The following is a 13,893-nucleotide window of genomic DNA, read 5'->3' on the forward strand; positions in this document are numbered from 1 at the left end:
CGTTGGACGTTTTGACGGCTTGTGCCATAACGACGGGCTGCTTTGGCGTTATTATCATATTTTTCCGCATACTCAACAACTTTTTGCCTATATCGCATTTCTTCTGTTATAATTGACTTCATGGGGAGCTTCCTTTCACACTATTGTTTTTTATTCGTTAAATATAGTGTACCAGAAGCTCCTCTTTTTTTTATGTTTTCGTGTCACATATGTATGATACCCTTACAGTTTGTGTTTCGTGGCAGATGAGCATCTTTCTAAATCGCAAATATCTCGCTTTGAGCGTGGCGAGTCGGAAATTTCTTGTGTTCGACTCATTAATATATTAAACAAATTAAATGTATCTTTAGATGAATTTCTTATTATCCACGATAGTACTTACACTGATACAGAGTCGTTTTCTAAATTAGTGCAATACATTCGAAAGCAATACTCATTGCAAAATATAGACAACATAGCTTCATTACTTTCAAACACCAGTTTGAATCAGTACGAAAAAACAATGGTAAAATCTATTTTATATACGATGGATCGAAGCATCGCTCCATCAGATGAAGAAATACTTCAATTAGTAGACTACCTTTTCAAAATTCAAAGATGGACTCGTTACGAAATTATTTTATTTGGAAATTGTGTCCGAACAATAAAGTATGAAACGTTCTTTTTGCTCACTAAAGAAATGATAAAAAACTATATATATTCCTCTTTAAATAAGACGAATAAGACGCTAGTCACTCAGCTAGCTATTAATTGTTTAATTTCTAGCATTGATGCGAAACAATTTGAAAACTGTAATTATTTAGTGCACGAGATATCTCAACTGTTAGAAAATGAGCTTAATTATTATGAGCAAACGATCTTTCTCTATGCCCAAGGCTATTTAGATTTTCAAAGAGACATAGAAAGTGGAGATACTAAAATGAAACAAGCCTTACAGGTGTTGGAGATACTTGGAGAAAACGATATCCATAAACAGTATCTAGAGCACTATTCAAATCTTATAGAAAATTAGTGTGCCTTTATTTTGTAAATAACTTTAGTGTGATGTAAGACTATTCGAGAATTAATCAATTATTATACAGCAAAAATGGTATGATTAACCTAGAACAGATGAGGTGAATGAATATGGGTGAACATTATTACACAAAACAACCTTCCGTCTCCCACGAAGAAAAAGAGATTAGCGCAAAAATCGGTAATATAACGTTAAAGTTAACCACTGACCGTGGTGTCTTTTCAAAAGATAAATTAGACGAAGGATCGAAGATTTTAGCGGAAACCTTTATTGATCAAGTAAAAGAAGATGATTTTAAGTTAATTGAATTAGGTAGTGGCTATGGCCCGATCGCATTAGGGATTGCGAAAGCTTATCCTAATAGCCACGTCACCGGAGTGGAATTAAATGAACGAGCGTTCGATTTATCCCTTCGAAATGCAAAGCAAAACAATATATCCAATGTAACCTTTATATGTGATGATGCAACGAATTTTGAACTATCAACCGCCGTTCAACATGTTGTAACCAATCCGCCCATTCGTGCAGGCAAAAAAGTGGTCCATGCTTTTGTAGATCAAGCTTATCAACTGCTTGAAGAAAAGGGTGCTCTATGGGTCGTCATCCAAAAGAAACAAGGCGCTCCTTCAATGCGCAAACATATGGAACAAATCTTTGGTAACGTGGAACGGGTGAATTTACAGTCCGGTTATTGGATTTTGAAAAGTATTAAATAGTATTTGACAATTGATGAAGAAACAAGTAAAATATTTAGTTACAAAGAGTAGGTCTAGATATATGGGATTCGGTTTGAAATATTGTCCAAATCGTATTTCCACCTGGCAAAAACAAAAGATAAAGCGATTTTTTAAGAAAACGCCGTTCTTTTGTCTTTTTTTTGCTTTTAAATAGGTGAAAATCGGAATGTTACACAATAATAATATTTGTAACATAAACGTAACAATTAACGACCGTCTTTAATTCAAATGAGGGGTGAAGCGCTTGAGTTACAATGTTGTACAATACGGTAAGAAAGCTGAACGTCGCACGTATTCGCGTATTAACGAGTCACTTGATTTACCAAATTTAATCGAAATTCAAACAGATTCATATCAATGGTTTTTAGATGAAGGTCTAAAAGTCATGTTTGAAGATATTTCGCCGATTGTCGATCATACAGAAAATTTAGAATTACATTTTGTTGATTATAACTTTAAAGAGCCTAAATATTCTGTGGAAGAAGCACGTAGTCATGATTCAAACTACTCAAAACCAATTTATGTTATTTTACGTTTAATTAATAACGAAACCGGAGAAGTTCAAGAACAAGAAGTGTTCTTTGGTGACTTCCCAATTATGACCGAAACAGGAACGTTCATTATTAACGGAGCAGAACGTGTTATTGTCTCCCAGTTAGTACGTTCTCCAGGAGTTTATTTCCATGATGTTCATGATAAACGTGGTCGTCATAGCTATACATCGACAGTGATTCCTAACCGTGGAGCATGGTTAGAATTTGAAACTGACGCTAAAGGTATTGCCTACGTTCGTATTGACCGTACACGTAAGCTACCACTAACAGAGTTAGTTCGTGCTTTAGGATTTGGTGAAGACGAAGAACTTTATGACATCTTCTCTCATACAGATACTTTAGAACTGACGATTGATAAAGACATTCACAAAAACGTTACCGACTCAAGAGTAGAAGAAGCGTTAAAAGATATTTATGAGCGTCTTCGTCCAGGTGAGCCAAAGACAGCTGAAAGTTCGCGCAACTTATTAACACAGCGCTTCTTTGATGCGCGTCGTTATGACTTAGCGCCAGTGGGTCGTTATAAAGTCAACAAAAAGTTAGACATCGCTCAACGTTTAGTGGGTCTTACTTTAGCTGAAACATTGGCTGATCCTGAAACAGGCGAAGTGATCTTAAAAGAAGGGACTTTATTAGACGCTCAAGCGATGGAAACGCTAAAGCCTCATTTAGACAATGGATTGGGAATGGTGACGTTAACGCCATCAACAGAAGGTGTCATTGGTGAACCGATCGATCTACAAATGATTCGCGTTTATGCACCAAAAGATGACGAGAAAGTCTTAAATATTATTGGTAATGGTAATATCTCTGATGACATTAAATGTTTAACGCCAGCCGATATTATTGCTTCAATTAACTATTATTTATTACTTGAATATGGCATTGGTTCAACGGATGATATTGACCACTTAGGAAACCGTCGTATTCGTTCCGTTGGAGAGTTACTACAAAACCAATTCCGTATTGGTTTAACTCGTATGGAACGTGTCGTTCGCGAACGTATGTCTTTACAAGACACGAATTCAATTACACCGCAACAATTAATTAACACACGTCCAGTGGTTGCAGCGATTAAAGAGTTCTTTGGTTCATCTCAATTATCCCAGTTCATGGACCAAACTAACCCATTAGGAGAATTAACTCATAAACGCCGTCTATCTGCCTTAGGTCCTGGTGGATTAACCCGTGACCGTGCTGGCTACGAAGTCCGTGACGTTCACTACTCTCACTACGGCCGTATGTGTCCAATCGAAACGCCTGAAGGGCCAAACATTGGGTTAATTAACTCTCTATCAACTTACGCTAAAATTAATAAATATGGCTTTATCGAAACACCATACCGTAAAGTGGATAAAGAAAATAACCGCGTAACCGATGAAATTCACTATCTATCAGCAGATGTGGAGGACTTATACGTCATTGCTCAAGCGAACTCATTATTAGATGATGAAGGGCATTTCGTTGAAGAAACAGTAATGGCTCGTTACGTCTCAGAAAACTTAGAAGTTCCACCTTCAAGACTTGACTATATGGACGTATCGCCAAAACAAGTAGTTTCCGTAGCGACTGCGTTAATTCCATTCTTAGAAAACGACGACTCAAACCGTGCGTTAATGGGTGCGAACATGCAGCGTCAAGCCGTTCCATTAATTAATCCACAATCACCAATTGTTGGTACAGGAATTGAATACAAATCAGCTCACGACTCAGGAGCCGCTTTAATTGCTAAACGTCCTGGAACAGTGACTTACGTTGATGCTAACGTGATTCGCGTTGAATTAGAAGACGGTTCGACTGATGAGTACCGTTTAACGAAATTTGCTCGTTCAAACGCGGGGACTTGTTATAACCAACGTCCAATTGTTCAAGTTGGAGACCAAATTGATGAACTTGATATGTTAGCTGACGGATCTTCAATGCAAAAAGGTGAACTTGCTTTAGGTCAAAACCCACTCGTTGCCTTTATGACATGGGAAGGTTATAACTACGAAGATGCGATCATTATGTCCGAACGTCTAGTTAAAGATGACGTTTATACATCCATTCATATTGAAGAATATGAATCCGAATCTCGTGATACGAAGTTAGGGCCTGAAGAAATTACCCGCGAAATTCCAAACGTATCCGAAGAAGCTCTTCGCTACTTAGACGAAGAAGGTATTATTACTATCGGTGCGGAAGTGAAAGACGGCGATATTTTAGTCGGAAAAGTTACACCAAAAGGAGTCACTGAATTATCCGCGGAAGAACGCCTACTCCACGCTATCTTTGGTGAAAAGGCTCGTGAAGTTCGTGATACTTCTCTACGTGTACCACACGGTGGTGGCGGAATTGTTCACGACGTGAAGATCTTTACCCGTGAAGCAGGAGACGAATTACAACCAGGTGTTAACAAATTAGTTCGCGTCTATATTGTTCAAAAACGTAAAATCTCCGTTGGAGATAAAATGGCAGGTCGCCACGGTAACAAAGGGGTTGTCTCTTTAATTATGCCGGAAGAGGACATGCCGTACATGCCAGACGGAACACCAGTCGATATTCTACTTAACCCATTAGGGGTTCCATCCCGTATGAACATTGGACAAATTTTAGAGCTTCATTTAGGAATGGCGGCTCGCCAATTAGGTATTAAAGTAGCCACACCAGTCTTTGATGGAGCAAGCGAAGAAGATGTTTGGAGTACTGTTAAAGAAGCTGGTCTTGAATTAGACGCTAAGACAACATTATATGACGGACGTACTGGAGAAACTTTTGACCGTAAAGTCTCTGTTGGGGTCATGTATATGCTTAAATTAGCTCACATGGTTGACGACAAACTTCACGCTCGTTCAACAGGTCCTTACTCTCTTGTAACGCAACAACCACTTGGAGGTAAAGCTCAATTTGGTGGACAACGTTTTGGAGAGATGGAAGTTTGGGCTTTGGAAGCTTATGGTGCTGCTTATACGTTACAAGAAATCTTAACTTACAAGTCTGACGACGTTGTAGGACGTGTGAAGACTTACGAAGCAATCGTTAAAGGCGATCCAATTCCAAAACCAGGTGTTCCAGAATCATTCCGCGTTTTAGTAAAAGAGCTACAAGCTTTAGGATTAGACTTACAAGTATTAGACGCTGATGACGTGGAGATTGATTTAGAAAGTGATGAAGATGACGACGATGTGGTTAACTTCAACGCTTTAGAACACTTCCGTCAACAACAAGAGGAAGAACAACGCAAAAAAATCGAAGCTCAAGCTGCTGCTGAAGTAGTCAAAGCAAAAGAAAATGAAGACGCATAATAACATAAATGCCTGAGCCATGGAGTAAGGCACTCCAAAAACATAAAGGAGGTTTGGCCCCTTGATTGATGTAAATAATTTTGAGTCAATGAAAATTGGTTTAGCATCTTCCGAGAAAATTCGTAGTTGGTCTTACGGAGAAGTCAAAAAACCTGAGACGATCAACTATCGTACATTAAAACCTGAAAAAGATGGTCTTTTCTGTGAGCGCATTTTCGGTCCAACTAAGGACTGGGAATGTAGCTGCGGGAAGTTAAAACGTATTCGCTATAAAGGCCGTGTCTGTGACCGTTGTGGGGTAGAAGTAACTCGTGCCAAAGTTCGTCGTGAACGTATGGGACACATTGAACTAGCAAGTCCAGTGACCCATATTTGGTACTTTAAAGGAATCCCAAGCCGTATGGGACTTCTACTAGACATGAGCCCACGTTTATTAGAAGAAGTGATTTACTTTGCTTCTTATATTGTCACTGATCCAGGTGATACGCCATTAGAGTACAAATCTTTAATGAGTGAAGCAGAATACCGTCAAAATGTTCGTGAATATGGTACTCGCTTTAAAGCTAAAATTGGTGCAGAAGCGATGCGTGATTTACTTGAAAAAGTTGACGTTGAAAAAGAAGTTAAAGAATTACGCGAATTCTTAAAAACAGCGACAGGTCAACGTCGTACTCGCGCGATTCGTCGTTTAGATATTTTAGATGCCTTTTTAGAATCAGGTAACCGTCCTGAGTGGATGGTACTGGACGCTTTACCGGTTATTCCACCTGATTTACGTCCGATGGTTCAACTAGATGGTGGACGTTTTGCGACATCTGACTTAAACGATTTATACCGCCGTGTCATTAACCGTAACAACCGTTTGAAACGTCTATTAGATATTGGTGCGCCAAGCATTATCGTTCAAAACGAAAAACGTATGTTACAAGAAGCCGTTGATGCGTTAGTGGATAACGGCCGTCGTGGTCGTCCAGTAACTGGACCAGGTAACCGTCCGTTGAAATCTTTATCTCATATGTTGAAAGGAAAACAAGGTCGTTTCCGTCAAAACTTATTAGGTAAACGTGTGGACTACTCTGGTCGTTCAGTTATCGTAGTTGGACCAAGCTTAAAGATGTATCAATGTGGTCTGCCAAAAGAAATGGCCATTGAACTATTTAAGCCATTTGTTATGAAAGAACTTGTCGAACGCGAACTAGCAAGTAACGTAAAAAGTGCTAAACGTATGGTTGAAACGCAAGATGACGCGATTTGGCCAGTCATTGAAGAAGTCATTCAAGAGCACCCGGTATTACTTAACCGAGCACCGACTCTTCACCGTTTAGGAATTCAAGCCTTTGAGCCGACTTTAGTTGACGGTAAAGCGATCCGCTTACACCCGTTAGTGTGCGAGGCCTATAACGCGGACTTTGACGGAGACCAAATGGCCGTTCACGTTCCGTTATCTCAAGAAGCTCAAGCGGAAGCACGTCTACTGATGTTAGCATCACAAAACATCTTAAACCCTAAAGACGGTAAGCCAGTTGTTACACCTTCTCAAGATATGGTTTTAGGTAACTATTACTTAACTCTTGAAGAGCCGGGAATTACTGGTGAAGGAATGATGGTCAGCAGCGTATCTGAAGCAGAAACAGCTTATTTAAATGGATACGTTCACTTACATACTCGTGTAGCGATTCCAGCTGCTGCTTTAGTAGGTAAACCATTTACAGAGTGGCAACAAAGTCGTTTAATGGTAACAACCATTGGTAAATTATTATTTAACGATATTATGCCAGTGGAGTTTCCTTACTTAAACGAACCAACCGATAATAACTTAATTAACGGAACACCGGATAAGTACTTCTTAGAGCCGGGTACAGATGTTAAAGAAGCCATCGCTGAAATGGACATGGTCCCGCCATTTAAGAAAAAACACTTAGGAAACATTATTGCGAAAGTGTTTAAAGATTTCCAAATTACACGTACGTCAATGATGTTAGATGACATGAAAGATTTAGGATATAAATATTCGACTCGCGCAGGAATTACCGTTGGGGTAGCCGACGTTGTGAAATTAGACTCTAAAGATGAAATTATCGAAAAAGGTCATGAACGCGTCGACAATATTATGAAACAATACCGCCGTGGTTTAATTACTGAAGACGAGCGTTATGAAAGTGTTATTCGTACGTGGGAGAAAGCCAGAGATGATATTCAAGATGAACTAGCTGTCTCACTACCTCGCTTAAACCCAATCTTCATGATGTCTGACTCTGGAGCTCGTGGTAACATTTCTAACTTTACACAGTTAGCAGGTATGCGTGGTAACATGGCTGCGCCATCTGGTAAGATCATTGAGTTACCAATTACGTCTAACTTCCGTGAAGGGTTATCCGTTTTAGAGATGTTCATCTCTACTCACGGAGCGCGTAAAGGAATGACGGATACGGCTCTTAAGACTGCGGACTCTGGTTACTTAACTCGTCGTTTAGTTGACGTCGCCCAAGACGTTATTGTTCGTGAAGACGACTGTGGAACCGACCAAGGTCTAGAAGTATCTGCAATTCTTGACGGCAACAGCGTCATTGAATCTCTTGCAGAACGTATTACCGGACGCTACGCTCATAAGACCGTGACTCACCCAGAAACAGGAGAAGTTCTTGTTGAAGCCAATACGTTAATTAGCGAAGACGACGCGATGAAAGTAGAAGAAGCGGGCGTTGAAGTCGTAACGATTCGTTCTGCCTTTACATGTCACACCGCTCATGGTGTGTGCCGTATGTGTTACGGACGCAACTTAGCAACAGGAGCTGAAGTTGAAGTAGGAGAAGCTGTTGGTACAATCGCTGCTCAGTCCATCGGTGAGCCGGGTACCCAGTTAACCATGCGTACCTTCCATACGGGTGGGGTTGCAGGTGGTGGAGACATCACTCAAGGTTTACCGCGTATTCAAGAGATCTTCGAAGCGCGTAACCCGAAAGGTTTAGCAACCATTACTGAAGTAGCGGGTGTGGTCGAAGAAATCGAAGAAAACGATGACCGTTCTAAAGATATTACTGTGCGTGGTATTACTGATACACGTACATACAACATTCCGTATACGTCACGTATTATTGTTCAAGTTGGCGATAACGTTGAGCGCGGACAACAATTAACTGAAGGATCTATTGATCCAAAAGAATTGTTAGCTGTAACCGATGTTGTAACAGTTGAAAAATACTTACTTCGTGAAGTTCAAGCTGTTTACCGCGGTCAAGGGGTAGAAATCGGCGACAAGCATATCGAAGTGATGGTACGTCAAATGTTACGTAAAGTTCGTGTCATGGACCCAGCATCAACTAATATCTTACCTGGTGCATTACTTGATATCGATGACTTTAGAAAAGCCAACGAAGAAGCTATTTTAGCCGGGGAAGTTCCAGCAACAGCACGTCCTGTTCTATTAGGAATTACTAAAGCTGCTTTAGAGACGAAATCATTCATCTCGGCTGCTTCGTTCCAAGAGACAACGCGTGTCCTAACAGATGCTGCGATTCGCGGTAAACGCGATACATTACTTGGCTTGAAGGAAAACGTTACAATTGGTAAGTTAATTCCTGCAGGTACAGGTATGAAGCGCTACCGTAATGTAGAAAGCAACTTAGAGCACGTCATGGATGAAATTGAAGTGCCAGTTTTAGAAGCTGAAGAAGAACCTAACGCTTAATAATATTTAAAGACCCAAACGCAAAAAGGTTTGGGTCTTTTTTTAATGGCTAAAATAAAGTAAGACAATATAACTGAGCGTAATAAAAGGAACAAATCGCACACAAGTGACCCATTGCTTAGTCCATATAAACTGAATACCAATATAAGTTAAAGCACTAATTGAAGAAATAAATAATAACCATGGCATGGATTCAGCAGGAAGTGTGAGAGCTAAAATACTTAATAACTTTACGTCAGCTCCGCCGATCCAATGGGGTCTGAACGTTAAAATTAAACATAAACTAGTAAACAATAATAAGGCCGGCACCCACGCTAACCATAAGGTAAATAGAATCTGGCGAAAACTCCATAAACAAACGACCAATAATACCCACTGTAACTTATCCGGCACCCATCCATCTAACACATCACACCAACTCATAACAAATAAAATAAAAAAGATCGTCGCAAAACAACTCCATTGCTCCTTGGGTAAAATAAGTAAATAAAGAGCCATCACTCCAGCGCTTAATTCACTCCAAAAACAAATAGAGGGGATTTTAGCAGCGCAGTAAGAACATCTCCCGCGCCGCGTAAGATAGGAGATGATTGGAAATAAATCAACTAGATGCAAAATATGATGACAAGTTTCACATCTTGAACGGCGAGTCCATTCAAAAGGATAAGGACTAACCGACTGTTGGGCTAGCCATAATCCAAAGGACCCTAGACATGTTCCAATGATAAAGATAAGTAATTTAGACATAAAAAATCCCCTCCTACTTATAAGTTAGTAAAAAAGAGGGGATTCCATTTTTTTTATTTTAAATTAATGAAAAGGAACTTCGGGAAAGAGTTGTTTTAAGACTTCGTATCCGACATAACGCGGTGTTCCTTCGCCGACAAAACGGTGAATCCACATTGCCGGATTAAAGTTCGCTTCAATAATACCGTAAGGGTTCTCTTTACTTGGTGGCATTGTCCAGTCGCGTAAAATAAGGTCGATTCCGCAAAAGTTCGCTTCTAAAGCGTTCGCTGCTTTAATCGCAATGGCTTTAAATTCAGGATGAACTTCTTCGGTTCGATCAATTGATTTACCACCTGTAGAGACATTACTGTTAGCTCTTAAGTAAACAATTTCATCTTTTGAAGGCACGCTATCAAAGGTATAGCCTTGTTGAGCGAGTTGTAATCGCTCGGCTTCGCCTTTTTCTAAATAAGTCATCGGCGCAAAATGTTGCACCCCGCGAAGAGGGTGTTTGTTTTCTTCTTCGATGAGTTGATGGATCGTTGATTGACCATCACCTTTTACTTGAGCCGGTTGACGTTCAACGATTCCTTTAATGTCACCATTTTGAATATAAAAGCGTAGTTCAGTTCCTTCTAAAAACTCTTCAATAATGACATCTGTATCTTGCTTGAAGGCAAATCGAATCGCATCTTCGTAATCTTTTTGATCTGGTTTGTGGTGGAAAATAGTAATTCCTAAACCATAATTAGTGTTTTTAGGTTTCACAACGATGGCTTCGTCTTTTAATTGAGAGTAATGGTGAAGAGCTTGATCTAAGTTATTAAAGTTGACTCCTTGGGGGACATGAATCCCGACATCATTTAAAACTTTTTTCGTTGCGACTTTATCTTCCATGACAAAGTAACTAATTAAAGAATCTAAACGGGTCATGTTGCCGTTTTTGACAATTTCATTTTGGTCTTTATAAGATAAGCGCACTAAGTTTTCTGCTTCATCCAAGACTTCGATTTTAATTCCGTGACGCATAGCCTCTTTTAAAACATCTTGAGTCGATAGTTCAAAACCTTCAAAGCCGTGAAGTAAGTAAGGCTTATCTAAGTAAATTTCTTGGAATAAACGAGCTTGTTTTAAGCCAAAATGTAAAAATCCGTCGCTATTTTGAGCTTCTTTAACCACTCTTGCTGCTGGGGTTAGAGTGACGTCATGGATCATGGCTTCGTAGCCGTCGATAACTTGTTCTAACTCGCCTTTTTGTCCGCTTTGTTCATCAATGCCTTGAGCGACTTTTTTCATAGCGTCAAAAAGCATTTGTGCTTCATCTAAATAATTTAATGGAGCCAAAGGATCTTCTTCAGCAATTTCGCGGCTACGCTCATCACCTAAACGAACTCCATCTGCTTTAGCGTCTTCCATAAATAACAAGGTAATAATAAAGACTTTAACTAACTTCAACATTTCTTCACTCATACCGTAAGGAGAGAATGGGTCGATATCGAAGTTTCTAAATTCCACGTATTGGATCCCTTTGGTTAATAGATCGCGAGCTTCTTTTCCGCCCCGTAAACGTACATCGCGGTAAAGCTCTTTTTGTAAGGAGAGTTGTTTGCTAGAAACAGCATACTCTAAATCTTCGACAAAGGATTCTAACGTGTCGTAAGAAATTTTCACATCTTCTTTATTATTGTAGCCATAGCGACTTTGACGAATGGAACGCATGACGGTTTTATGAGGGTTACCGTATAATTCGGTCCCGTAAGTTGGGTCAACGTAAGGGCTAGCGCCTAATAAATAAGTAAGTAGCCAACGGTAACGATAGTAGTTACGAGATAAATGCATATATACTTCGTTATGACGATCAATATGGGTATCTTGATCGGGCATGCGACGTTTCATCACTTCCGGATTAATTTGAAAGTTGTAGTGAATACCTGAAAGTAGTTGCACGTCTTTACCGTAATATTTACCAATATACTCGCGGTACTCTCGTTCCTTTGGATCATCCAACTTGGCGACAGGAATGTCTGTACGCGGATTAGGAATGACAGCTGGCGTACTAAAGGGCCACAATAGTTCGTGGTGTTGTTGATTAGTTGTGGCGACAATTTGATGAGACGCTTTGAGCCAATTTAAAACTTCTTTAGGTTCAACAACCGGGGGTGTGATCAGCTCAACTTGCGCTTCGGCAAAATCTGTTTGAATATAAGGTTGTTGCGCTCTAGTGCCCCATTCAGGTGAGTGAGGGGTCTTGGCTAAATTACCATCTTGATCAATTCTTAATGCTTCACGTTCAATACCAATGGTACTGTTCCATAAATTAAATAAATCATCCCATTTAAAATAAGGGTGTGTTAAATTCATTCATTGTACCTCCTTAAGAAATACTCTTACCTTCATTATACATTAAGTAAGCGTAAATAGAGGTAAGATTGCTCATAGATAGGCAAATGAGATAAGAAATAGATTTAACGTTAAAATATTTTAATAAAAAACCTTGACAATATATATATATATATAATAGCTCCGACTAGATTCTATCTGGATCGAACAAAGGATAAAGGATGAATAGAATGACAAAAGATTTATTTAAAAAAGTTGTCTTAGGAGCAGCAATCGCAACTCCTCTAACAGCGGGCATGATGGCCGTATCAGCTGAAGAATTACCGGTAGACGCAGACGAAGAAATTACTTCATTAGACGTAGTAACCGAAGTGGATGCTGTTTCAGCAGACGAAGTAGATGCTTCAAAAGAAGATGGTGTCTTAGAAGACGAGACTGTTGTTGAAGAAGCAGTGCTAGCGAATGAAGTTTTAGGAGAAAGAGAGCCTGCAACAGATGATGGTGTGTTGGCAGGACCATACTATAGTGATGAAGTCAGTGTGTATGAGTACGTCAAAGAGTTAAGAAAAACAGAAAATCAAAAAGATGTCTTTTATGAAATAATTGAAGATGAGAATGATTCAAATAAACATTACATAAAACGTCATAAAGTAGATCTTAATGAAGTGAATGGACCTTTTGATACTATAGACGATGCCTATTACGAAGGTCGCGAATTATGGCAAACATTAGCGTATGCAAGTGCAAATACACATAATTTAGTTTATGATATTATTGAAAAAGGTGGTAAATACTACACACAACTCGTTGTTCCAGAATTCGAAGTGATTGAAAGTAATACTTCATATGTGGAAAGTCTGCAAGAGATGCTTGAAGAGCTAGCTTCTGGAGATAAATATAACGCCTATACTGAAGTTAGAGATGAAGACGGAGAAGTTGTAGGTTATGTTTTAAAAAGTGTTCAATCTAATTTAAATGATAACAATTATGAAGTTAGCTACGATGAGGATAAAGTCGTAGTAGAAGACTTTTCTATTCTCAAGCCTTCAGTAGTTTTGGTGAAGAATCCACTATTGACTGATGATGAACAAGTAACTGTAAAAGAAAGTAAATATGGATATACGACAGGTAGTTATCTCTTCTATAAATACCAAGATGGTTCTACAGATACTTCGTATAAAAATAGAGGTAGATGGGAAGACAGTGTACTTGAAATAATTCATGTGTCACCAGATTTTGTTCTTGAAGATGGTCTTTTCGGAGATAGAGAAGTAAAATGGTATAATCCAGATATTCCTGTAAGAGAGCAAGGACTTGTTCCAGAATATAGTTATGAATCGAGCTTTGAAGGCGAAAATCCTAAATATAGTTTAGATATGTTCAAACCTGAGTATGCTTTAGACTTTTTAGATAAAGAAGAATCCAAACCAGAGCAAGATAAAGAAGACGAACTATCACAACCAACTAAAGATCAAGTATCCGACACCATTACAGGCGAGAAGCCGAATAAAGGTCAAGTCTCTGACACCATTACAGGCGAGAAGCC

The 13,893-nt window shown here is 39.2% G+C and carries 7 protein-coding genes; 5 read left to right on the top strand and 2 right to left on the bottom strand.

Annotated features, from left to right (window positions below):
- Positions 1 to 229: 229 nt before the first annotated feature.
- The 4 genes from BLR79_RS06930 (at position 230) to rpoC (ending at position 9,278) form a co-directional block, all read left to right on the top strand.
- Positions 230 to 1,012: a helix-turn-helix domain-containing protein gene (locus BLR79_RS06930; RefSeq protein ID WP_092086256.1), complete on the top strand. Its 783-nt coding sequence runs from the start codon at positions 230 to 232 to the stop codon at positions 1,010 to 1,012.
- Between the two features lie 113 nt (positions 1,013 to 1,125).
- On the top strand, positions 1,126 to 1,731 hold the full coding sequence (locus tag BLR79_RS06935; RefSeq protein WP_092086259.1) for a class I SAM-dependent methyltransferase: 606 nt from the start codon (positions 1,126 to 1,128) through the stop codon (positions 1,729 to 1,731).
- A gap of 256 nt (positions 1,732 to 1,987) precedes the next feature.
- Positions 1,988 to 5,590, top strand: a complete 3,603-nt coding sequence (gene rpoB, locus BLR79_RS06940) for a DNA-directed RNA polymerase subunit beta (protein ID WP_092086262.1) — start codon at positions 1,988 to 1,990, stop codon at positions 5,588 to 5,590.
- Between the two features lie 61 nt (positions 5,591 to 5,651).
- Positions 5,652 to 9,278, top strand: coding sequence for a DNA-directed RNA polymerase subunit beta' (gene rpoC / locus BLR79_RS06945; RefSeq protein ID WP_092086265.1), 3,627 nt, complete (start codon positions 5,652 to 5,654; stop codon positions 9,276 to 9,278).
- Positions 9,279 to 9,320: 42 nt separating this feature from the next.
- Here rpoC and BLR79_RS06950 read toward each other — a convergent pair whose 3' ends face one another.
- Together BLR79_RS06950 and gshAB are read right to left on the bottom strand one after the other, a co-directional pair.
- Positions 9,321 to 10,025, bottom strand: coding sequence for a prepilin peptidase (locus tag BLR79_RS06950; protein ID WP_092086268.1), 705 nt, complete (start codon positions 10,023 to 10,025; stop codon positions 9,321 to 9,323).
- Positions 10,026 to 10,088: 63 nt separating this feature from the next.
- Positions 10,089 to 12,368 carry a bifunctional glutamate--cysteine ligase GshA/glutathione synthetase GshB gene (gene gshAB / locus BLR79_RS06955; RefSeq protein ID WP_092086271.1) on the bottom strand — a complete coding sequence of 760 codons (2,280 nt, stop codon included), beginning with the start codon at positions 12,366 to 12,368 and terminating at the stop codon, positions 10,089 to 10,091.
- A 209-nt stretch (positions 12,369 to 12,577) separates the two neighbouring features.
- Between gshAB and BLR79_RS06960 the strand changes: the two genes are divergently transcribed.
- The coding region (locus tag BLR79_RS06960; RefSeq protein ID WP_143338804.1) for a hypothetical protein at positions 12,578 to 13,893 on the top strand (1,316 nt) is incomplete at its 3' end.

The organism is Dolosicoccus paucivorans (assembly GCF_900100125.1).
GTDB lineage: Bacteria > Bacillota > Bacilli > Lactobacillales > Aerococcaceae > Dolosicoccus > Dolosicoccus paucivorans.